Source organism: Pedobacter sp. AC190 (genome assembly GCF_979258025.1).
The window spans coordinates 1677045-1700756 of sequence record NZ_OZ409824.1 but is presented as its reverse complement, the minus strand read 5'-3'; the positions used below and the strand labels follow the sequence as shown (position 1 = coordinate 1700756).

At 37.9% G+C, this 23712-nt stretch carries 21 protein-coding genes; 12 read left to right on the top strand and 9 right to left on the bottom strand.

The genetic code is table 11. The annotated features are described in order from the left end of the window. Positions 1-14: 14 nt before the first annotated feature. From ACZZZI_RS07450 to ACZZZI_RS07430, 5 genes are all read left to right on the top strand, one after another. Complete coding sequence (locus ACZZZI_RS07450; protein ID WP_463489058.1) at positions 15-1775, top strand: RagB/SusD family nutrient uptake outer membrane protein; 1761 nt, start codon at positions 15-17, stop codon at positions 1773-1775. A gap of 222 nt (positions 1776-1997) precedes the next feature. Further along, complete coding sequence (locus tag ACZZZI_RS07445; protein ID WP_463489057.1) at positions 1998-3944, top strand: heparinase II/III domain-containing protein; 1947 nt, start codon at positions 1998-2000, stop codon at positions 3942-3944. 43 nt (positions 3945-3987) lie between these two features. Next, entirely contained in the window at positions 3988-5178 is a 1191-nt protein-coding gene (locus ACZZZI_RS07440) for a glycoside hydrolase family 88 protein (protein WP_463489056.1), read from the top strand. A 19-nt stretch (positions 5179-5197) separates the two neighbouring features. Beyond that, a complete protein-coding gene (locus tag ACZZZI_RS07435; protein ID WP_463489055.1) occupies positions 5198-6424 on the top strand; it encodes a DUF2264 domain-containing protein in 1227 nt (408 codons plus the stop codon). Positions 6425-6518: 94 nt separating this feature from the next. Continuing rightward, positions 6519-8402: a glycoside hydrolase family 35 protein gene (locus ACZZZI_RS07430; protein ID WP_463489054.1), complete on the top strand. Its 1884-nt coding sequence runs from the start codon at positions 6519-6521 to the stop codon at positions 8400-8402. Positions 8403-8497: 95 nt separating this feature from the next. Here the strand turns inward: ACZZZI_RS07430 and ACZZZI_RS07425 are convergent, their stop codons facing one another. Continuing rightward, a complete protein-coding gene (locus ACZZZI_RS07425) occupies positions 8498-9997 on the bottom strand; it encodes an acyl-CoA dehydrogenase family protein (RefSeq protein WP_344765476.1) in 1500 nt (499 codons plus the stop codon). 624 nt (positions 9998-10621) lie between these two features. Between ACZZZI_RS07425 and ACZZZI_RS07420 the strand changes: the two genes are divergently transcribed. From ACZZZI_RS07420 to ACZZZI_RS07405, 4 genes are all read left to right on the top strand, one after another. After that, complete coding sequence (locus ACZZZI_RS07420) at positions 10622-11380, top strand: ThuA domain-containing protein (RefSeq protein ID WP_463489053.1); 759 nt, start codon at positions 10622-10624, stop codon at positions 11378-11380. A gap of 16 nt (positions 11381-11396) precedes the next feature. After that, on the top strand, positions 11397-13136 hold the full coding sequence (locus ACZZZI_RS07415; protein WP_463489052.1) for a glycoside hydrolase family 9 protein: 1740 nt from the start codon (positions 11397-11399) through the stop codon (positions 13134-13136). 125 nt (positions 13137-13261) lie between these two features. Then, positions 13262-14035: a carbonic anhydrase family protein gene (locus ACZZZI_RS07410; RefSeq protein ID WP_463489051.1), complete on the top strand. Its 774-nt coding sequence runs from the start codon at positions 13262-13264 to the stop codon at positions 14033-14035. Between the two features lie 183 nt (positions 14036-14218). Continuing rightward, positions 14219-15100: a hypothetical protein gene (locus ACZZZI_RS07405; RefSeq protein WP_463489050.1), complete on the top strand. Its 882-nt coding sequence runs from the start codon at positions 14219-14221 to the stop codon at positions 15098-15100. 215 nt (positions 15101-15315) lie between these two features. Here the strand turns inward: ACZZZI_RS07405 and ACZZZI_RS07400 are convergent, their stop codons facing one another. Continuing rightward, positions 15316-16134 (bottom strand): SDR family oxidoreductase, encoded by an 819-nt coding sequence (locus tag ACZZZI_RS07400; RefSeq protein ID WP_463489049.1) that lies wholly within the window; start codon positions 16132-16134, stop codon positions 15316-15318. A 73-nt stretch (positions 16135-16207) separates the two neighbouring features. Between ACZZZI_RS07400 and ACZZZI_RS07395 the strand changes: the two genes are divergently transcribed. Continuing rightward, the gene (locus ACZZZI_RS07395; RefSeq protein WP_344765486.1) at positions 16208-16570 is read left to right on the top strand and encodes a winged helix-turn-helix transcriptional regulator; all 363 of its coding nucleotides are present in this window, start codon (positions 16208-16210) and stop codon (positions 16568-16570) included. 109 nt (positions 16571-16679) lie between these two features. On the opposite strand, the gene ACZZZI_RS07390 is transcribed toward ACZZZI_RS07395, so the two are convergent. The 7 genes from ACZZZI_RS07390 to ACZZZI_RS07360 all read right to left on the bottom strand — a co-directional run bounded on the left by ACZZZI_RS07390 (position 16680) and on the right by ACZZZI_RS07360 (position 22692). Continuing rightward, entirely contained in the window at positions 16680-17783 is a 1104-nt protein-coding gene (locus ACZZZI_RS07390) for a hypothetical protein (RefSeq protein ID WP_463489048.1), read from the bottom strand. A gap of 10 nt (positions 17784-17793) precedes the next feature. Continuing rightward, positions 17794-18423 (bottom strand): ABC transporter ATP-binding protein, encoded by a 630-nt coding sequence (locus tag ACZZZI_RS07385; RefSeq protein WP_463489047.1) that lies wholly within the window; start codon positions 18421-18423, stop codon positions 17794-17796. 648 nt (positions 18424-19071) lie between these two features. Next, the gene (locus tag ACZZZI_RS07380) at positions 19072-19545 is read right to left on the bottom strand and encodes a hypothetical protein (RefSeq protein ID WP_463489046.1); all 474 of its coding nucleotides are present in this window, start codon (positions 19543-19545) and stop codon (positions 19072-19074) included. A 1459-nt stretch (positions 19546-21004) separates the two neighbouring features. After that, positions 21005-21421: a bleomycin resistance protein gene (locus ACZZZI_RS07375; protein WP_231491308.1), complete on the bottom strand. Its 417-nt coding sequence runs from the start codon at positions 21419-21421 to the stop codon at positions 21005-21007. Positions 21422-21480: 59 nt separating this feature from the next. Beyond that, positions 21481-21705: a GDCCVxC domain-containing (seleno)protein gene (locus tag ACZZZI_RS07370; protein WP_082018558.1), complete on the bottom strand. Its 225-nt coding sequence runs from the start codon at positions 21703-21705 to the stop codon at positions 21481-21483. After that, positions 21695-22303 carry a mercuric transport protein MerTP gene (gene merTP, locus ACZZZI_RS07365; RefSeq protein WP_231491309.1) on the bottom strand — a complete coding sequence of 203 codons (609 nt, stop codon included), beginning with the start codon at positions 22301-22303 and terminating at the stop codon, positions 21695-21697. The genes ACZZZI_RS07370 and merTP overlap by 11 nt, the downstream gene beginning before the upstream one ends. Then, a complete protein-coding gene (locus tag ACZZZI_RS07360; RefSeq protein WP_039474454.1) occupies positions 22300-22692 on the bottom strand; it encodes an ArsR/SmtB family transcription factor in 393 nt (130 codons plus the stop codon). The genes merTP and ACZZZI_RS07360 overlap by 4 nt, the downstream gene beginning before the upstream one ends. A 222-nt stretch (positions 22693-22914) precedes the next feature. Between ACZZZI_RS07360 and ACZZZI_RS07355 the strand changes: the two genes are divergently transcribed. Together ACZZZI_RS07355 and ACZZZI_RS07350 are read left to right on the top strand one after the other, a co-directional pair. Continuing rightward, positions 22915-23298, top strand: a complete 384-nt coding sequence (locus ACZZZI_RS07355; protein WP_425339063.1) for an HYC_CC_PP family protein — start codon at positions 22915-22917, stop codon at positions 23296-23298. 133 nt (positions 23299-23431) lie between these two features. Beyond that, on the top strand, positions 23432-23680 hold the full coding sequence (locus ACZZZI_RS07350; protein ID WP_039474446.1) for a heavy metal-binding domain-containing protein: 249 nt from the start codon (positions 23432-23434) through the stop codon (positions 23678-23680). Positions 23681-23712: the final 32 nt, after the last annotated feature.

The window sequence follows — 23712 nt, the reverse complement described above, 5'->3', positions numbered from 1 at the left end:
TTAGAAAGAAGAAAATGAAAAAGATATTAACTATAATATTTGCAATTGCTGTGCTAACAGGTTGCAAGAAAAATTTACTAAATACAGCACCATATTCTCAGGTTGCATCAGAAACGATGTGGACAACCGATAATTTAACCGATCAGGGAATAACTGGTGTTTACGCAATCTTAAGATACGGTTGGACTAGCGGTGGTGCTTCAGGTTTAGAGCTTTATCAAATGGATGCCTTAGGTATGACAGGGCAAACTAGTGGTGCCGAATCCCTGCTTTCTGGAACAATTACGCCAGCGAACGGATATTTTAGCTCCCATTGGCAAAACTTGTACGAAGGAATTCAACGAGCAAATGATGCCCTTAAAAATATTCCTTTAAAATCACCTTCCTCGCCAGAAAAAAAGGCAAGATATATCGCGGAATGTAAATTTTTGAGAGCTTATTTTTATTTGAGATTAAATCAGCTTTACAAAGGCGTGCCCATTTATCTAGAACCTTTTAACGCAGCCGAGGCAACAAAGGCACGTTCAAGCGAGGCCGAGGTTTGGGCACAGGTTGTTAACGATCTTAATGCCGCCATTGCGGAACCAAATTTACCTGATCGATATACTAGTGGTAATGCGCAATATGGCCATATCACAAAAGGAGCAGCTTATGCTTTACGCGGTAAAGCTTATTTGTACACTCAAAAATGGGATCTGGCTGCTGCCGATTTCAGCAAGGTTAAAGATGCTGGTTACACATTGTTCGCCAACTATTCTAACTTATTTAAAACAGCCAATGAACAATCTAGTGAAATGATATTTTCAATTCAAAATATCGGTGTTACGGGTTTTGGATCAGATACACAGTTTTATTGTGGTACCCGCTCTTCTTTCGGCTCTTGCTGGAATACCTATCATGTTTCGCCTAATTTGGTTGATTTGTACGAAAATGCCGATGGTTCTAAATTCGATTGGGAAGTTGCCATTCCTGGTTATTCGGCTTTAAGTGTAGCAGAACGTGAAGTTTACTTCTTAAGAAATAATTTAACTACTGCAGAAATTGCTGCGGCTACGGTTAGAGGTGCAAAAATGAGCCTTTATTTGCCTGCAGGTAACGAAGCTCGGTTGATTAAAGCTTATACAAACCGCGATCCACGATTGGCTGCGAACGTAATTACGCCTTATTCTACATACGTAGGTGTGTTTAGTGGCGCTAATGCGGTTGTAACTTCGAGGTGGCCATATCGTGCGGAAGCAGCAACCAATGGCGATTTACGTACCGATACCCAAAGCCTACTTTATTACCTATACAGAAAATATGTTTACGAAGGTACAGCAGAAACACCTGCAAGAGATTACGGACCAACGGACCTGGTTTTAATAAGATATGCAGATGTGCTTTTAATGTGGGCTGAAGCACTTAACGAACAAGGTTTGATTTCAGAATCAATTTCAAAGGTTAACGAAGTTAGGAGCCGTGCTGGCGTAGCATTACTTCAAAATACAAATGGTGCTTTACCTACATATGTTACTTCGCAGGCTGATTTAAGAGAACGCATTCGCAATGAAAGAAGAGTTGAATTCCCGAACGAAGGAATTAACTTCTTTGATGAAATGAGATGGAAAACCTGGAAAGAAAAAGTGTTTTATGCAGGTAATGGTGTAAAACAAGCCTGGGGAAAAGTGGTATATGCTTACTCGTTTAAGGGAGATTACCTTTACAATTGGGCAATTCCAGCTGTAGAGATAGAAAGAAATCCCAACCTGACTCAAAACCCAGGTTGGATAAATTAAGTTGGTTAGTTTGAGGTCGTCATTTGGTGATGACGGCCTTTTTTTAATTTTTAAAATGCACTAATAAAAATATTTACCTTTCATTTTTTACGGCTTGCAGTAAATTTTTTGCTTAAAAAAACTTTGCTATGAGGGTTTTCTCATCTGAGTTAAATGCTAACTGGCCGAATTGGGTTTATAATTTAAAATCAAAAGAATAATAGCTGATCAATCCCTTTGAATATGAAGATTTTTAAAAATAAATATACTTGGTTGCTTATCTTTTCGCTCTCTTTCCTTATAAATGCTAAAGCTCAGAATCAAGTAAAAAGAGATTGGTTAATTCAAACATATAATAAAGTTTATCCCAACGGAAATGCTTTTCCAAACTTGCCCGAATGGCAAAAACAACAAGCCATAAATTCATTAAAAACAATTCAGGCGCTGCCCGATAGCGTTAAAGACAAACTTATAAAGCAAGCAGAAAAGGCCATTGCTTATAATTGGCCATCACTTCCTGCTTCATTATATCTCGATTATAAATTGACAGGCACAAGGGTTAATTATGAAAACTTACAAAATGAACGTAGAAAAATATTATCGAATTTAGTTGCTGGAGAACTTATCCAAGACAAAGGAAAATACATCCCTCAAATTGTAAATGGCCTTTGGCTTATTCTGGAAGAAAGCACATGGGTAGCTCCCGCCCATATTGTGGTGCAAAAAGAAGGCGCTGATCTGGCAAATATCGAAAATCCTTATATCGATTTAAACGCATCAAAAACTGCCTTAACAGTGGCGGCTATTTACGGTGTACTCGCACCAAAGCTGGCGAACTATTCTAAAGTGATCAACCGAAGAATTTTATATGAACTTAATCGTCGAATTTTCGAGCCATACTTAAAATATGATAATTTTTGGTGGATGGGTTTTAAAGGAAATTCAGTAAACAACTGGAACACTTATGTAAACGCAAATTGTTTACAGGCGGCATTATTCGTTCTTGCTCCAGGCGATCAGCTGGATGCTTTAACCGTAAAACTTTTAAAGAGTACCGATAATTTTATAAATCAGTATCCAGAAGATGGAGGTTGCGATGAAGGCCCTTCTTATTGGGATATGGCTGGCGGAAGACTGATATGGTTGATAACCACACTTAATCAGGCATCCGACCATAAACTGAACTGGAACGATAAAGAGCTGATCCACAAAATTGGTGCTTATACATATAAGATGCAGATTGCAGATCGATATGTTGTAAATTTTGCCGATGCGTTTTCAAAATACGGACAAAATCCAGAAAGTGTTTATCAATATGGTTTAATGTTTAATGATGAAAAACTAAAAAATTATGCCGCCTTTCTGTTTAACTCCGAAAATAAACAGGTTTCATCTAACGATATCAGCGATTTTCTGGCCATCTCCAATTTGTATCAAGATCTGAAATCGACACCTGCAAAAGCACCATATCCATTATATGCAGCATTGCCCGATTTGCAGGTTTTTAATGCAAGGCAAAAGGCTGGCGATACACAAGGATTGTTTTTCGCTGCAAAAGGAGGGAGTAACGCAGAAAGCCATAACCATAATGATATAGGCAATTTTATAGTTTATAGCAATGGAAAGCCAGTCTTAATTGATGTTGGAGTAGGCGTTTATACCAGTAAAACTTTTAGCAGCAAACGTTATGAACTTTGGAACGTACAATCGCAATGGCATAATTGTCCGACTATAAACGGTGTGCAACAACACGATGGCAAGCAATATGTGGCCGCTAACTTTAGGTTTAACAATACAAGTAATTTGGCTACAGTTTCTATGGATATCGCGAATGCCTATCCCGCAGCGGCCGCTGTAGAAAAATGGAACCGAACAATCACCCTTAACAGGACAAAAAATGAAATAAGCCTCATCGATCAGACTGTGCTGAAAGAATATAAAGCCCCAACCGAGCTTAACTTTTTAACACCCCTAAACGTAGAAATAAAAAAAGGGAAACTTTTATTTCAAACTGGGTTAATACTCCATTTTGATGAGCATAAGTTTGAGGCAAAAATTGATGAACAACAAGTTGATGATGTAAGGTTAGCTGCTGCCTGGGGCTCTAAAATCTATCGGATTCGTTTAATCACTAAACTCAAAGAGAAATCTTCAGAATATAAGATTTTGATATCACAGTCAAAAAACTAATAACTATTAATTCGACCAATTGTAAAAACATACATACTTTAAAATGATTATAAAAAGAATTAGCCTTCTGGCAGTTTTAATTGTGCTTAGCTGCAATTTTAGCTTTGCGCAATCGCCAAAAAAACCAATGGTGCAGTTAATAAATGATGAATTCAAATTTGCCCTGGATCAATATAAATTTTTAGCAAAAAATATCCCTGAAGGTTTAACACCGCAGAGTTTTGAAAAAAATAAACCTGTAAACTATGATATAAAATGGTGGTGCAGCGGTTTTTATTCGGGTAGTTTATGGTACTTGTACGAGCAAACTAAAGATGAATCGGTTAAAAAAGAAGCAGAGAAGGCATTAAAGGTTATTGAGCCAAATCAAACTTATACAGGAAATCACGATCTGGGTTTTATGATGTATTGCAGCTTTGGAAATGCCTACCGCTTAACTGGAAAAGAAGAATACAAAACCATTATTAAACGTTCGGCAGAATCTTTAGCTACACGATACCGCCCAAATGTTAAGGCAATTCAATCGTGGAATAAAAATAAATATTGGGATTGTCCTGTTATAATCGACAATATGATGAATCTTGAAATGATGAATTGGGTAAGCGATAACGGCGGAAATCCGAAGTATAAAGAAATTTCAGTCATCCATTCCAACACAACTTTAAAAAATCACTTCCGCCCTGATTTTAGCTCTTACCATGTTATCGATTATAACCCTGAAACAGGCAATGTTAAGAGAAAAGCAACGTGGCAAGGTGCAGCCGATTGTTCTGCATGGTCTCGTGGACAAGGTTGGGCCTTGTACGGATATACCATGATGTATCGCTTTACAAAAGATGAAGTATATTTGAAACAAGCAAAAGGTATTGCGCATTTTATTTTAAATCATCCAAATCTCCCTGCCGATAAAATACCGTATTGGGATTTCGATGCACAAGGAATTCCTTACGCAAAACGCGACGCATCTGCTGGCGCTATAATCGCATCTGCACTTTTGGAACTTGGTCAATACACTTCGGGCACTGAAAAAAATGAGTTTAAATCTGCGGCCGAAACCATGATTTACTCACTTGCAAGTCCTGCCTATCGTGCAAAATTAGGCGAAAATGGCGGTTTTTTATTAATGCACAGTACGGGCGCCTATCCTTTAAACAGCGAAATAGATGTGCCTTTGGTTTATGCCGACTACTATTATTTAGAGGCTTTATTAAGGTTTAAAAAATGGTATTTATAAAAAATAATAATTATTGCTGATGAAATATAGTGTATCATTTTTTGCCTTGCTGATGTTGTTCCAGCTCGCATTAGCACAAAACAAGAAAAACAATACGGGTTTACAAGACCGTGCAATTTGGGTTAAGAGTTTATACAAAATTTCATACCCTGTTATTCATAATCTGGCTAACGAAACGCTAAAGAAAAATATGCCTTTAGAGAAGTTGCCTAATTATGGATTAAACCTAACAAAAGTTACCTATCTGGAAGCTTTGGGGCGAACTGCCGCTGGTGTTGCACCCTGGCTCGCCTTACCCGACGATGAAACCGAAGAAGGAAAAATGCGTAAAAGTTTACGCTTAGAGTTACTTAAAGGATTCGCAAATTCAGTGAATCCTGAAAGTCCTGATTATATGAACTACCGCACCGAAAGCCAACCCATTGTTGATGCAGCTTATGTAGCACAGGCCTTTATCAGAGCGCCAGAAGCACTTTGGGAGCCTTTGGATGATTTGACAAAGAAACGGTTTGTAGAAGAGTTTAAAGCATTGCGTACAAGAAGTGGAGCTTATAACAACTGGCTTTTGTTTTCTGGCTTAACAGAAGGTTTTTTATTAAGCATTGGCGAACAATACGATCCTGCAAGGGTTCAGTTTGCCGTAAATAAGATGAAAGAATGGTACGTTGGCGATAGCTGGTATAGCGATGGCGAAAAGTTTAGCATGGATTACTACAACTCTTATGTTATTCACCCGATGCTGGTCGATTTAATGAAGATACTGGTTGATAAAAAAAGAGCACCACAATCTGAATACGATTTAGTATTGAAAAGAATGGTTCGTTATTCAGAATACCTCGAACGCCTTATTTCTCCTGAAGGTACCTATCCCGCTTACGGTCGCTCCATAACTTATCGCACTGCTGCATTTCAGGCTCTGGCACAAACCGCATTGATGGAAAAACTCCCCGATTACGTTAAGCCAGCCCAGGTTCGCTGCGGTTTAACAAAGGTAATTTACAACCTATACAATGGTAATCAGAATTTTGATCAACAAGGCTGGTTGGTTTTAGGTTTTAATGGGCACCAACCTGAAGTGGCAGATATATACACGTCAACAGGTAGTTTATACATGGCAACATTAGGATTTTTAACACTTGGTTTACCTGCTGATCACAAATTTTGGACAGATGAAGCTGCTCCATGGACGAGCTTAAAGGCCTGGAAGGGCGAGCAGATAAAAAAGGATTATAAAGTGGAGTATTAATATAGACGATGTATTGTTTTATTAGTAAGATGTTCCGAAGTTTAGCCTTTGATATTAGATGAAAGATTATACGCTTTAAATAAATAATTGGTAGATGTTTACAAAGAAAGAAATGAAAATTGGTGCGGTTTTATTGATCATGTTGACGGGTTTTTGCTCAAATCTAAAAGCGCAAACCGCAAAGAAAGTACAATCGCACACTTTTGAAATCCGTGATGGCAGTTTTATGCTGGATGGAAAGTCGATTCAAATTCATAGCGGTGAAATGCATTATGCAAGAATTCCTAAACCTTATTGGCGTCATCGCTTAAAAATGATGAAAGCAATGGGTCTAAATGCTGTAGCTACCTACGTTTTTTGGAACTATCATGAAACCGAACCAGGTAAATGGGATTTCAAATCTGGAAATAAAGATATTGCGGAGTATATCAAAACTGCACAGGAAGAAGGACTGTTTGTTATCCTGCGTCCAGGGCCATACGTTTGCGCCGAGTGGGAGTTTGGAGGTTATCCATGGTTTTTAGCAAAAGTTCCAGGAATGGTTATTCGTGGAAATAATGATCAATATCTTGCTGCTACAAAAGCGTACTTTACGGCTTTGTACGGACAGGTAAAAAACTTATTGGTAAGCAATGGCGGGCCGATTATTATGGTTCAAGGCGAAAATGAATTTGGGTCGTATGTTGCTCAGCGTAAAGATATAAGCCTCGAAGAACATAAAAAATACAGCGCAGCAGTTTTTCAGCAACTTAAAGATGTAGGTTTTAATGTGCCCTTTTTCACATCAGATGGGAGCTGGCTTTTTGAAGGCGGTGCTTTACCTGGCGCTTTACCCACAGCAAATGGAGAAGATGATGTAGCCAAACTTAAAGAAACAGTTAATAAGTTTAATGGCGGAAAAGGGCCATATATGGTCGCAGAGTTTTATCCAGGATGGCTTGACCATTGGGCAGAGCCTTTTCCAAAGGTCAGCTATAAAAGTGTAGCAAAGCAAACCAGGAAATATCTTGATGGTGGTGTATCTTTTAATTATTACATGGTTCATGGCGGTACAAATTTTGGTTTTACTTCTGGAGCAAATTATGATGGTAAACATGATATCCAACCTGATTTAACCAGCTATGATTATGATGCGCCAATAAGCGAAGCAGGCTGGGCAACGGTTAAGTATGATACTTTAAGGATGATGCTGAAAACAGCAGAAACGCCAGTAGTTCCAGCAAAAATTCCTGTAATTGCTATTCCAGAAATAGCGTTGTCTAAAGCTGTTGATCTGGAAGATCTGAAAAGCAAAATTACCCCCATAAACGATGATAAGCCATTAACATTTGAAGAATTAAATCAAGGACATGGTTATGTTTGGTATAGCAAAAAGTTTAATCAGCCTATCAGCGGAAAATTAGAGCTTGCTGGCTTGCGTGATTATGCAATTGTATATGTAAATGGCGTTAAAGTTGGGGAGTTAAATAGTTATTATAAAAACTACGAATGCGACATTGATATTCCCTTTAACGCAACTTTAGATATCGTTGTAGAAAATATGGGGCGTATAAATTATGGCTCAAAAATCATAAACAGCACAAAAGGCATTATTTCTCCTGTTATAATTAACGGACAAACCATAACAGGAAACTGGGACATGTATAAACTCCCAATGAATACAATTCCCGATTTGGCTGCTATGAAAAACTCTGCATCAGTTGGCAGACCGACACTTTATCAAGGCAGTTTTAATTTAACTAAAACAGGCGATACTTTTCTGGATATGAAAGACTGGGGAAAGGGCATTGTTTTTATTAACGGGATAAACATTGGCCGTTATTGGAGTGTGGGGCCGCAGCAAACATTATATGTTCCAGGCTGCTGGTTAAAAACAGGAAAGAATGAAATTGCCATTTTTGAACAAAAGAACGACAGTATTCACAAATCGGTAAGTTCGGTTTTACAACCAGTACTTGATAAGTTAAAAACTGAATAGTATATATTCTAATGTTATTTAAAACAAAAAATAGGTGCTGAATTTTTATTCAGCACCTATTTTTTTATGTAAACTTTAATCTTTTTTCAATTCCATTAAGCAAAATCGAGCCACAAACTACCTACCTGATAATCTGTAATCGTTGCAGCTGTATTTTGAAAGCGCAAAGCAGCAACTAGCGAGGCCACTTCTTGTTTTATCATTATAATACAGTTTTCGGCAAGTTCTTTTCTAAAACCTTTCTCCTGAAGATCGATAACATATCCAGCACAAATAATTCTGGCAATTATTTTTCCAAGATCTACCAGCTTTCTTTGCGGCAAATGTTCGTCAAGACTAAAGTTAATTTCTTCTTTAAAGTAATCAGCAACCTTAATGGTTAATGAGAATTCCTTAAGATAAGCGTAAAGCTGTGCCTGTTTTTGTTTTTTCATGGCTTTAGTTACCATTTCTGCTATTTGGGCATATAACATTTCGTTCGATCCCTCAAATATTTGAAACGGACGACTATCCATAATGCCACGGCCACCAATATGACTGGTACGGTAACCTTTTGCACCCGATAGCTGAACCAGTAATTGTGCGCTTTCCTGCATTAAATCAGTTACAACAGTTTTCATGGTGTTGGCTTCCAGGCCTTCGGTAGCCAGGTTGTTTGCTATACCACTTATTGATGAACTTCTGGCGCACATGGCCGAACAAATGGTATATGCAGCCTGAAGTCTGGATATTTGATGCTGAACATTATCCATACAAAGCAAATTGCCCGTACCAACTTTTCTGTTGTAACAATGTGTATAGGCCTCATCAAGCATACGCTTTATAAAACCCATACCCATACCTGGAAACTGCATTCTGCTTCGGTGTAATATGTCGAGCATCATTTTTATTCCAGTAGTTTCAGGCTGAAGTTTGTAATTTTTTGGAACCTCAATATCCAGTTTATTTAAGCCGTATGGGATAATATATAAGCCTGCATTATCATAATATTCTTCTACAAAAATTTGTTGGGCAATTTTCGAATCATCAGAAATAAAGAAATCAATATCTCTTGATAAAGCACCATCGTTACTTTCATTTCTTGTGGCTATGATCCAGTAATTGGCCATACCCGTAAGTCCTTGCCAATGTTTTGTACCTTTAATTTTATAACCATCGGCAGTTTCCTTGTTAATGGTTCTCATATTTAAGGCATCGCTACCATAATCTGGTTCGGTGATCATCAAACCACCCATGTTTTGTTCTTTCAGAAAACGATCGAAAATACCTTGTTTAATTTCACTGTTCCCGTACTTAGAAAGTGGCTCCAGGAAAAGGGCAATGTTTATTCCAAAAGTTAAGGATAACGATAACGACTCGTATGATGCAGCAGAAAGTATTCCCAAACATTCTTTAACCAAACTTCCTCTTCCGCCATATTCTTTAGGGATGGCAACAGATAATGGCACATTATCCATAATTCCTTTAAGCAATTCTGGTGGAAGCCCTCTTTGAAGACTTAACAGATCAATATTATATTCTTGCTGAAATAGATGTTTTAATCGTTGCTCAAAATTTTCGAGAAATTCTGGGAATCTTTGGTTAGGGTCTATCATGTTTTTTACTGCCGTAAGCTTTTTATATATTTAATTTGAGGTCGCTTTTAAACACAAAATCCTCATCACGAGCGTGTATCACTTCCATCGATTTTTTATAATTCGTGGATTTCTTCTTCAAGAAATCCTGTAGAGCGGTTTTTAATTTTTTACAATTGCCTCATTTACAAATTCATTGTTTCTAATTTCTTTAATGATATTTGTGTTAACGATCAAAAGTGCTGTAAAATAGAAAAAAGAATCTAATAATATGAATCCGCTTAATATGAGGCGTAAATTCTGTTGCCTAAATTGTTTTTTTAAGCTGGATAATCCGCCTGAATTCTAACAGCTTTATTTTATAAATGTTTGAGCTCATTTACGCAAGTGAAAGATTTATTGTTTTTTTCGATTCGGGTAATCGCATTAATGCGCTGGAACAGCCAGCCAGTTAAAATTTCTTTTCTGGCGCTATTTGCCAGGCTGTTAATTATTTAAATCTTAATTATTGGTTTAAAGATGATTTATTTACATCGATTGAAATTAGCTTAAGATTAAAATGAACGTATTATGCTTTAATATTATTATTCAGAAAAGGGAAATTTCTTAAATTCAACTGATAAGTTCTTTTTAGTAATATTAATTATGAGAAAAATACTCATTTTATCCCTTTGTTTTCTTGGATTTTGGTACGCAGCCACGGCTCGGCCTGCCTTTAAGGTATTGGTTCTTTACGAACAGGGTGGTAACCACACCGAATATTCTAAGGCGGCGAGAATCTGGCTGGATAGCCTTGCGTCTAAAGAATCGTTTGCGATTACTTATGTGTATAATACAAAATCCTTTGATGATGAGTTTCTCCGTAGTTTTAAACTAATTATCCAGCTCGACTATCCTCCGTATGCCTGGAGTCCAGAAGCGATGAAAGCATTTCGGGCCTACATTGAAGAGGGAAAAGGTGCCTGGATAGGTTTCCATCACGCTACCCTGCTGGGCGATTTTGATGGCTACAGCATGTGGCCGTGGTTCAGTTATTTTATGGGCGATATTGTTTTTAAAAGCTACATTCCAGGTTTTGCATCTGCAGAAGTTCAGTTAGAAAAACCTGCACATCCCATATTTAAAGGAATTCCCGAGAAGTTTGTAGTTAAAAGAGAAGAATGGTACACCTATAACCAAAGCCCGAGGGCTCATGTCGAGGTTTTAGCAAATGCGAATGAAAATTCTTACGTGCCAGCTCAGGTTCCAAAGATGGGCGATCATCCAGTGATCTGGAGTAATCCTAATGTTAAATCCCGAAATTTATACATTTTTATGGGGCATGGTGCCGATCTGTTTGACAATGCTTACTATAAGAAACTCTTCAAAAATTCCATTCTATGGGCTGTAACTCCATATTTATAATACCAGCAAACTTAACATGAAACAAGCTTTTTCAATCCTATTGTTGTTTTTATCTTCCTTATGCAGTGTTCTACACGCAAAAGTTATCATTTGTGTAAACCAGATCGGATATAATACTGGTTCATCGAAAGATGCCATAATTGTAAGCGAATATGGCGACAGTTTTAATCAGAAATTTGAGATCATCAATCAAAGTAACCATCAATCCGTATTTCAAGGTATCATAAAAAAGGAAGGAGCATTTACAGAATGGGGAAAAAAAAGCTATTATTCAATAGATTTTTCTGCATTAAAAACGGCAGGTAAATTCTATATTAAGATCATTGCTGCAGATTCACTCCATTCTCCTGTCTTCGAAATCGGTGAAAATCTACTTGCTCAAAAAACATTGCCTGCGTTAATGCATTATTTCAGAAATCAGAGAGCTAATACACCACAGGAACTTGGGCAAGACAAAAACGTATTGCTGTACGGTTCTGCAAAAACGGTTGATCTTACGGGCGGTTGGTGCGATGCTTCTGGAGATGTGAGTAAGTATTTTTCTCACTTATCTTATGCGAATTTCTTTTCTCCTCAACAGATCCCATTGGTAACCTGGAGCCTGATTGATGCATCTGAAAGAATGCCCGAGCTTTTAGGAAAACTTAAACTAACCGATTCCATAAGGGACGAAGCGGTTTACGGAGCAGATTACCTGCTCAAGTCGCTTTCTGAAGAAGGGTATTTCTACATGATTGTTTTTAGTTATTTTAATAAAGATCCGAAAGCACGCAGAGTTGTTGGGCTCCATGCAAATAGTTTAACAACAGATGAATATCAATGCGCATTTCGCGAAGGGGGAGGCATGGCTATTGCCGCCCTGGCAAGAATTTCAGGGTGGTCTATGCTCGGGAAAAATCAAAGAACGAATTATTTGGCTGGAGCCAAACGGGCATACGAACACCTTAAAATTAATAACCTTAAATATTGTGATGATGGAAAGGAGAACATAATAGATAACTATTGTGCGCTAATGGCAGTAAGTGAACTTTTTAAGGTTACTAAAGACGAATATTACCTATCGGAAGCCCGTGGGTGGATGCAAAAATTAGAAGCTCGGTTAAGTCCTTCAGGTTATTTTATTTCTGATGATACTGGTCGTCCTTTTTTTCATGCATCTGATGCTGGTCTGCCTGTTATTGCATTAAACAGATATCTAAAACTGGAGAAAGACAAGCAATATAAAAGTCGTGCTCAAAATATAATCAATGCTAATTTAAACTATCAATATCGCATAAGCACAGAAGTGAGTAATCCTTTTGGCTATCCTCGTCAAACTTTTAGAAATTCTGCAGGTATTCAAAAGTCATTTTTTATCCCTCATGAAAATGAAACTGGCTGGTGGTGGCAAGGCGAAAACGCAAGACTTGCCTCTCTTGCATCGGCAGCGCTGGTAAAAGAAAAAGATAAAAGCCAGCATACATTTGCAACGCAACAACTAAACTGGATTTTAGGATTAAATCCCTATCAAATGTGTTTTATGTATGGAATGGGCGAAAATAATGTGCCTTACATGGCCTCAAATTATGGTCATGGTTCGCAAAAAGGTGGCATATCAAATGGGATCACTGGTCGTTCCGAATCAGGGTTAGGCGATGGCATTGATTTTAAAATCGAAGATAAGGGAAACGAATGGCGCTGGACAGAGCAATGGCTTCCTCATGCGGCGTGGTTTCTTCAAGCCATTACAGCCATGAACGCTGAAACTGATAAGTGATAGAGTCGCTTATGGATAAATTGTTAACACAAAAATAATTTTACTGCCTGTAGCTGGCAAATGGTAATTGTAATGAGGCTAATGTTTGGTTTTTTTTATAATTTTAATGATCAATCCCGCCTTTTATGAAATCATTGTTTTTTGCCTTCCTAGTCTTTTCTGCAATCATCTTAAATGCATGTCAGCAAAATAAGTCGACCGTAAATACAGATCAACTTGATCAGGAAGATACGCTAACCATTGCGGCAGACGATGTATTAATCTCAGATGTTTTAACAAAAGAAGAGCAATCAAAGCTCCAGCCTGTCGATGTGCTAAAACGCCTGGAACAAGGTAATCTGGATTTTACAAAGGATAATCTAACCATCCGTAATACCACAGAAAGAGTAAGGAAGGCTTCGCTGGGGCAATATCCGAAAGCAGTTATACTTTCATGCTTAGACTCCAGAGTGCCAGTAGAAGATGTTTTTCATAGTGGAATAGGAAACCTTTTTGTTGCGAGGGTGGCTGGTAACATCATCAATGATGATATTTTGGGAAGTATGGAATATGCCTGCAAAGTTTCTGGAGCTAAGCTTGTAATGGTATTGGGCCACGAATATTGCGGAGCAATCAAATCTGCCATAGATGGCGTAAAATTGGGTAATATCACAACATTGCTCAAAAAAATTAATCCCGCGGTGATCAGTGCTAAAGCTAACTTTAAAAGCGAAGCGGTTTCTTCCAATCCGTTATTTGTGGAGGCTGTTTGCGATGAAAACGTAAAGCTATCCATCCAGGAAAGTCGAAATAGAAGTACGATTTTGAGAGAAATGGAATCAAAAGGAGAAATACTCCTTGTTGGAGGAGTTTACGACATGAAATCAGGGAAAGTCGAAATATTTCAAGCCCGTAAGTAATCAATCATTTTTGATAATTCCCAATATGAAAAGACAACGCATAAATCAATGTTTGAAAATTATAAACTGCATACGGTTTTTGGCTTTTTCGCAAATTGACTTGATTCTTCCAGCTAAGTTGTTCAAATTCGCCATTGGATTTCAAACCCTCAAACCATAATGCGCCCTAACACAGATAGACTGATGGCATTTATCCCATCCAGAATTGCAATTTTCACTTTTTTATTGGTGTTGCTTGGCCTCGGTGCATCAGCACAGAATGCGCCAGTTAAGGTTGTTCCGGCTGAGCTTAGTGAACTATCTGGACTGTTTATCTCCAAAGGCAATCTGATTTTTGCACATAATGACAGTGGCGACACTTCGCGGTTCTTTGCCATCGATGCTAAAGGCAAGTTGATCTCCACATTATATTTCAAAGGAGATCCCTCCATAAAGCGGTTAGGTGTAACTGATTGCGAAGATATAGCTGGCGGCCCTGGCCCTGTAAAGGATAAGAGCTACATCTACCTGGGCGATATCGGCGATAATGGTGGCAAACGTCCTTATGTTACGGTATATCGATTTGCAGAGCCGAGCAAGCTCTCTGGTAACATGCAGATTCAAAATGATGCTGTCCACCTCAAATATCCAAATGGTCCGCAAGATGCCGAAACTTTAATGATCGACCCTATTTCGAAAGAATTGATCATCGTTTCGAAGCGACAGGATACTGTTGGAATATATTCAGCTCCGCTTTTTTTCAAAAACAAGGATACTTTAACAATGAAAAAGCAGGGAAGCCTATATCTACCTGGCAGGGGCTTGTTAAAGTATGTCGTAGCTGGTGACATATCCCGTGATGGGCGGCAGATTCTATTGAAAACCTACACAGGTGTTTATTATTGGCAGCGAAATGGTAAAGAATCAATTTCCGAAACTTTACGTCGCAAGCCCACAAATCTGCCCTATACCTTAGAGTCACAGGGAGAGGCTATTGGCTTCACTCCAGATGGAAAAGCCTACTACTGCATCAGCGAAGGAAAAAATGCTGTGATCTATCGTTATAATATTCCCAAACTTCCATAGCGGGTTTTAAACCTGCTTTTCGGTAGGCTCCTCAAGGCATGTCGAAACAAAAATAAATTAGGGTTTTAATTCTGAACAAGTTGGAGCAATATTGCTTAGGATATAAAATACCCTTTAAGCAAAAAAGCCCATCTTTCGATGCGCTTTTAGCAGTAAAGTGAACCTGCGGAAGTTTGAACTTTTATGATGACTCTTGAGCTGTAGTTATAACGAAATTAGCCAAAATTAGCTGCTATGGTTTCCAAATAGTCTTCTATAGGTACAGAATTGCGTAAGTTAACGAGATAGTTACCCGATGCGCCTATTATGGTGCGAAATTTTTTGCTTTCACCAGAAGCCAGCCTAAAAATAGCATTAACGATAACCATTGGATCATCCCTATGTTCATCCCCGGCATTGGCAAACAGGTTTTTTAATTTACGGGTCATTTCATCATAGGCCGTGATTTCAGGATCTGTGTTCCAAGTTACGTTATCTACAAAATTATTATCCTTAGAGCCACCTTGTTCTATTAATCGCAGTTCAATATTCAACGGTTTCAGTTCGTAATAAAGTCCTTCGATGAGGCCCTCTAGCGCAAATTTAGACATGTTATACAGTGAGCCTAACGGAGCAGCGGTTGTTACGCCCATAAATGAACTTATATTGATAAACATGCCGCCACCAACTTCACGCAAATGCGGCAAAAATGCACGAATTATATTTATCGGACCACGGGTGTTCACGGCAAACTGCCAGTCAATATCATTTTCTTTTGCCAGTTCTAAGGCGCCATAAGTTCCCATGCCAGCATTATTCACTATTACATCTATTTTCCCAAAAGCACTTATTGCCTGTTTAGTCGCATTTTTTACTTGTTCTATATCGGTTACATCCAACTTAAAGATTTTAATATTGCTATAAGTTGTTAACTCGGTTTCCTTTTCAGGGCTCCGCATGGTAGCGGCTACATTCCAGCCTTGTTGGGCAAAGTATTTGGCGGTTAGTTTTCCAAGTCCGCTGCTTGTTCCAGTTATAAAAATTGTTTTTGCCATTATATTAATAATTTGTTATCAAAGTTATTTAGAAAATGATATAACTTTGTAACCAGTATCACAGAGTATACCAATGAAAGACACAGAAAATATTTTAAGCAACCCCAGAGATCAAGCCGAAGAAGTACGGGCTTTGCAGGATACCATATATGTAATCGGAGGGAAATGGCGCCTACCTATCATCAACTCAATCTGCAACGGCAATAAACGTTTCAGAGAAATAGAGCGGAGTATCCCTGGCATTACCACGCGTATGCTGTCCCGAGAGCTTAAGGAAATGGAACTGAACAAAATTATCAAACGGACCGTGTATCCAGATTCGCCCGTTTTAGTAGCGTATGAGTCAACTGAGTATTGCACCACCTTCGGCAATATTATCCTTGAAATGATAAAATGGGGAATTGAGCACCGGAAAATGATAATAGATAAGGATTGATGATAAAAGCCTACTGCATTTCGTTTCTCCCCTTTGTGTTCAATTTAGATAATAGCTTAAACCATCTTATTATTCCCTTGGCTACAAAACTTTACAATGAATTTTAATTCTAGTCAATGCTTTTATTTTTGCCATAACTTTGTTTAAAGATCATGAAACCGGCTAAAAAAGCTATAGGAGGGATTAAATAATAAAAGTTATAAATAATGAGTAAAAATGACAGATTAAAGAAAAGAAAAAACCAAATTAAATAGCTCTTCATTACACTGCCTGTGTAATACATTAGTGCCCGTAAAAATAGGATCATCGATAGCCCAACGATTATAAGTTGTATACTGTAAACAGCATTGAAATTAATAATTAACCATGCGATTTCTGGAAGTAAAATAAATAGATAATTAGTTGAAGGTCCAAGCCATTTTAGCCATAGTGGAAATGGGAGGTTATGAATAAAATAAAGATACCTCTCATTGAAGGTATATTCATTAAAAATGATGATGATATGAGAGGATACGATCAATAACACAACCATCAGTAATGGCCTTTTTATATCTGTTTCATTTTCAAATAAGTTTATAACCAATACACTAATTACAATAGAGATAACTTTAGTAAGAACGAAAGCCATTTTACCTCTGTCCAACAAGTTCAAGAAATAAAGAATATGAATGCCTTTTTTAAAGGGTAAATTGATAATATATCCTATACGTGAATTGCGCTCTTCTTTAAACCTATTAAGCTTTCTGAAACTTAAATAGGCAAGCATTTGATTGATAAATAATACAAATAGACTTAAAGCTATTGGGATAACATAATATTGATAGGAAAACCCAATTATTATAGAGAAAAGGCTATATAACCACAATGGAATCATTACCTTGAAGTGTACGACGAACCAAGCGATGAATTGCGCCCTTTTTGAAGCTGCGTTCACACTATAGAAAATGAATTCGTTGGCTGGAAGCTGAATCTGTTTGATGAAATATTGCCAGATTTTAAAGGCATAGATTAAAGTAGCGATTATAAACATACCAACCATTAAAGGGTTGCTTACAACTGCGATGGTTATGGCAAGGTTCCATTTGGTTACCTCGTTAAGTTCTACATCTCCAAGTGTATTGATATAGAAGCAATAGATCAGTATCGTAGAAAAAACAAACAATATCGTTGCACCATTTTGTCTGTAGAAACCATTTGAAAAGATTTTTATCATTAAAAGATATTTATGATATTGTTATTTTGCCATCCACCAAATTCATTATACTGTAGCCGTCTAAATCTAGTCCTTCCAAATTCTGGTGCGAGGATATAATAAAACTTGTGCCTTTATTCGTATTATAATCTATTATCAATTTACTTAGTTTGAGTATGGATGATCGGTCCAAGGTTATCATTGGCTCATCAAGGCATATCAGTTTCGGACGACCTAAAAATGAAAGGAGTAGGGATAGCTTCTTTAACATCCCACTTGAATAGGAGGCTATAGGATCGCTAATAAAGGCATTCAATTCCATTGAATCTATTAATTCTTTTGCTTGTCCATCTGGAGCATCCTTTGCACGCTCAAAAATTTTAATCATTTCCAGGCCAGTAAGAAAATCGGGGAATAAGGACTCTGCATCCCCAAAATTTACCAACTGTTTATAGGATATACCATTTTTTCGGAGATTGATTCCGTTCAGGAATATATCTCCCTGGAAGTTGATGAATCCAGTGACACATTTTAACAGCGTGCTTTTTCCTGCACCATTAATGCCATTAAGAAAATAAATTCCCTGATCCATCGAGAGGTTATCAATGCTTAGAATGTTTCTTCCATTGTATGATTTGGAAAACCTTGTGAATTGCAACATTACAAAATTTTTTAGAAGATTATATTTTCATTTTATACCAATGTCTCATCTCAAACTGATCTGCTTAACGCTTCTTTTATCTTCCAATAACTGCAGATAAGTCCTTTTCTCTGCGTTCTCAACGTTCTATTCAAGTGGGCTACGTGAATTCCTTAAACTAAGTTGCTCTTATAATTTATATCGATATTAAATGAGGTTCGATAAAGTATAGATTTAGCTTTAACCGACATAAGTTTGTTTTCATGTATGACGGATTTGGAGAGTAGATGTTACAGCAGCATTATTTAAGCAAATTTCATATTGGTCTTAAATCAAGTAAGTTTGAATTTGGCGCTTAACTAAAACTTGGTTTTTTATTTTTTGAGGACTGTTGGTTTAGCGTACGCACAACGTTTAGGGGCTTTGTAATGGTGGAGCTATCGAAGTACAAAGGCTACTATAGTTCAATTACGGTTTGCTGGCCTGATTGAATAAGAAGAAAGCTTAAAGTCCTTTTATCCCAAACTTTTTGTGACATCATTTTTGTGTTTTTAATAAAGTTTTTTCCTTAAATACTAAGTGCAATGCGGAGAATAGCTGTCTTTATGTCCGCATTTTTTGCGGAGAATAATCTTGAAAATGCGGAAGATAACGACAAAATGGAAACCTTCAGGGCAGTAGAACTGTAATGAGTAGAGATGCTGATGAACCAAATCCAGATAATAACAGTCGCTCTGCGGGCGTAAGTGGCAGAAATAGTGCCAACAGGTTAATAGCGGTCATTACCACAGCGAGGATTAAAAAGCGGCGGCGTGCGAAGGCATGCCATAGCCCGGTGAAATGCAGACCGACGATTAATCCTACTGTAGGAAGGAGTAGGTGCCCTAAATCCCGTGCAGTGAGCCAGGTTTGCGAAAACATGATGGCGATGACCTCTGCGATCACGGCGGCCATGTAGTAATTCCAACGTGGCTTTTGCCGTGGCGGTGTAGCCTGGCGCCTAACAATCCAGATGCCCGTGGCGGCAAATATAAAAATGCCTAGAATCTGGAGAATTGTGGCGGCTGATCCAGTCACAGCATCAACACCAACCCACCACCAAAGCAGGCCAAAGACAAGGCCGATTAGTGCACCTATTTTCATATTTCAGTCTCGCTAACCGACTCAAACCTACATATCTTCATCATCCCCACTAAAGAAGCATCGATCTGAAGAAATATATACATCGAATCCAATTCTTTTTTCATGATTTCAGGTTTAATCTTTCGTTTATTTTGATCGATAATATCAGTGTAAATACTTTCCTAAATTATCCTATGCAACTTTTAGCTAAAATATGCAATTAAAAATACCGTACTTAAATATGCCCGAATTATTGCAAACAAGATATGGATTATTGTTTCAAATGTCTTGCCTTTCCATAATAGCGAAGCGTATTGAAAAAACTGGATAAATAACCTGAGCACCCAAAATATACCTAATCCTAAAGATATCTCTTCTTTCTTAAATTTGTCTGGCTTAACTGAGGTGCCGAAGTTAGGCATAATACACCCATGAGTAGGATAGTCAGGGCAATGAAGAATGTATGTGCACAAACCAATTTATTTGACCCCTTTGCACCAATTTTTAATTATTTGTAAGTGCCTTGAAAATAGTGTGTTATAGTATATTTGTTATTGGCGAGACAGGGTCAATCTACTCCGGTTTATCCAGTTGTCTACCAGTGGTGCAATTTGTAAGGTATTATGCACAAAGAAAAATATTAATGTTGCCCATATTGACTACATATTACCACATACCACTAATTTCTTGGATCAAAAGGTGAATTCATATCGTGCGATTAGTATTTTAGCCAAACACGGGATTCAAATCGACGAAAAAGAAGCTGCTATGATTCTAAACTTGATGTACATTGTTGCAACACTTACAGTGGCTTAAGTAAGTCTCCAAAACCATATATCCTTAAAGAAAAATCGAACGCGAAAATAACGCTTTAAAGTTGTTTTAAAGCGTGTTTTTAGTCTGGAAGATAAATAAGGCTAAAGAATTTTCATTAAAAATCGAACTGTTCTTGTTGAGGTGCTAATGTTTTGACTAACAGATTTTTATGGGTATAAAAAAGGAAACAACAAAGATATGCTGTTTCCTTATGGTAAGTCAATCCGCGGAAGTTCGAACTTTTATGAGCATTGCGAAGCGATAGTAAACTTTGAAAAAGTGGTGAAGAATAAAATTGAGGGGCAGTATAGGAAAAAGAAATTATTGTAAGTGTTTTTCTGTATCTGTTGATGACAAGCTAAGGCAGGATGAGACATCTTTCAGGTTCAGGTTTTACCTGTTCAGAACAATATGGATTATATACACCTAATTGTAGGCTATTTCTGTTTCCATTTGGCAGACACCTAAACTTTGTAGCTTATTTTTCTATCGTCCTAAATTGAAATATTTATCTAAATCATTCTTTATAGATCATTATAAAAAGAACAATTGTGGTTTTGGCCATACTATTATTTACAGCTACCGCCTTTGTCCAAATACATATAAGCCATCATTAAATACGCCAATATAAATCAGGTACTTCCCGGAGCTACATTAAAGACACTCAACCAATTTCCTCATAAAATGTAATAAGGTTTCCGTGAAGATCAAGTATCGAGAAATCCCTATGCCCCCAATGCTGTTCTTCGATGTCTGAATGTTCATTGTGGAGCACTCCCTGTGTTTTATACTCTTGATGTAGTTCATCGATTCCCTCTACCTCTATCCTGCAGCTCGCTGTCCCTGCTAGAAATGTTTCTGCGCCGCTCCAGATTGGCTTTAGAAAAAGCATTATGCTTCTATATTTCCAGCTCCGGTCACAAGATGCCCATAGGTGAATTTCGATTCCACCCCGTACAACTATTGCGAATGTTTCCTCTTTGTGACGCGTAGTGAAACCCATCCTGTTCTCATAAAATTCTACAGCCTTCGCTATACTTACAACCGGCAGTGCCGGAATGCTTTTTTTAAATCCTATCATAAAAATTTATCTATTTTCCAGCATTCGATAAGCGCTTTTTTTTTGCTGTTCTAAAAGAATTATTTGGCAGAACAGCAGGTTCTGTTTTCCTGTATCGGTGGACACTTTACTGTTCCGTAACTACAGAAGACACAGCAGTCACCCTGTAATGGTTTTAAGCGCTCGTGACAGTTTTCACATTCGTAAAAATACTGGCAGGCATCCGTAGGCATTGACTCTTCCTTTTGATGCTGGCAAAGTGGGCAGGTGATTATTGATTGCAGGAATATTGTTTTAGTTGACATCTTTTTTTTTGCTTTTTACTTTATAACCGGTTTCATGTTCGATGGAAGAGACTAACTGCACAATTGATATCTGGGTACTGTCGAACTTTACAAAGGATTCACCTTTTAAATATGAAGTTCTGACTTCCAGCACACCCTTTCTTTCCCGCAAGGCATGATTTACATGACCTTCACAAGAAGAACAGCTCATTCCCTGAATTTGAATAACAGTCTGTTGAACATTGGAGTTAATGCTAATTTCTTGTTTTGGCAATTTCTTTTGGAGGAACTTTGCATAATACGGAAAAGAAGCCAGCACGATTGAAAGTGCTGTTACTATCCATAAGAAGCCTTTGGATTGCAGCCAGTTTTTCCTTTCCGGGCAACCACATCCATCTTTTGGAGTGGGTTTATATGCCCTGTAAAAGGCAAAACCTAAAATCAGGGCAGTTGCCATTAACAGGTATGGCCTTAAGGGAGCGATCCAACTGAACATGGATAAGGTACTTCCCGTGGTACCCAGCAGTGCCAATAATGGAACAATACAGCAAAGGGAAGAACTGAGTGCCAAAAGTATTCCCGAACCTATGAGTTTGTTGTTATGTTTTACTTTGCTCATACTGTTTCAATTAAAGCATTGGCTTGATTAATCATAGTAAAGAAAGGCTGCATCAGTCTTAGGTGTTCATTCCGAAGGGAATAGAATATTGTCTGACCGTCTTTTCTGAATCCTATAATATTGCCATCTTTCATCTTACGCAGATGTTGAGAAACTGCCGGGATGCTCATGCCAAGGATATCACTTAGATCACAGGGACACAACTCCTTTTCCTGTTGCAACAGATAAAGTATTTTCAGGCGGACTTCATTTCCAGCTAAGGATAATATACCCGACAATTGGGAAAAAGAGTATGCGTTTTCCTTGATCTTGTTTCTGCATCCATTAATCTGCATCGGGTTTGCTTTTTCCCGGATACAGTTACTCAGATTGTCCGTGTTTTTTATCATCAAGGGCTAAAGGTATGGGTATATAATTATTTAAGCAAATGCTTAAATACTGTCTTTTTGATTTTTTTTATACGGAAAGTATATGATTTGTTTTGACGGATACTTTGAACCTGACCGACTGCAATCATAATCTTATAACATTTTCCGGAAATTATATAAACCTGTAATCTGATTTCAGGTTAACTTTACTTAGTTCATCTAAAATATTCTTATATTAGAATTGTGAAACGTACAGCAGTCATAATAATAACAGTGATCTACATGCTATCCTCTTTAGGGATGGCTGTAAACCGTTTTTATTGCTGTGGAAGACTGGCTTCAGTAAAACTTATCCTTGCTTTACCAGACCAGAACGATGTTAAGGCCAAAACAAAGGATAACTGCTGTAAGAACGAAAGGAAAAGCCTTAAAATTAAGGACACCCATTTCAGTGCTGATGTGGTGACCTTGGATGTTCCTATGCCAGCGGTCCTTCCCGAACCTATACGGTTTTCACAGGTAAATCTCTTTACTGATCGCGCCGACGTTCAGCCTTATCAGGCCAATGCCCCGCCCAGGCAGCCCGAGACACCGATCTATATCCTCAACTGCACTTACCGGATTTAATCCTCTTTTCTGCCTTTTCCTCTCTGGAAAAGATTGCGGAGCATTCCGTTTTTAATCAATTTTCTTAATTATAAATCACGCGTAGGCCATTGTTTGGCTCTATGCCATTATTCAATTCCTAAAATTCCAACACATGAAAAAATTAGTTTTTGTGGCATTTGCCATGCTGTTTTCTGGTATCTCCCTATTTGCGCAGACACCCGCCAAGCCCACCAAACAGGCTACCGTAAAAACAAAAAAGGCTGTTGTGCCCAAAGTGCAGTACACCTGCACGATGCACCCGGAAGTTTTAAGCGATAAGCCCGGGAAATGTCCCAAATGCGGCATGACGCTCGTAAAAAGGGAAGCGCCTAAAAAGCAAACAGGTAAAATGAAAATGTAAGTTCATCATGCCCGGAACGGCGTGTTCCGGGC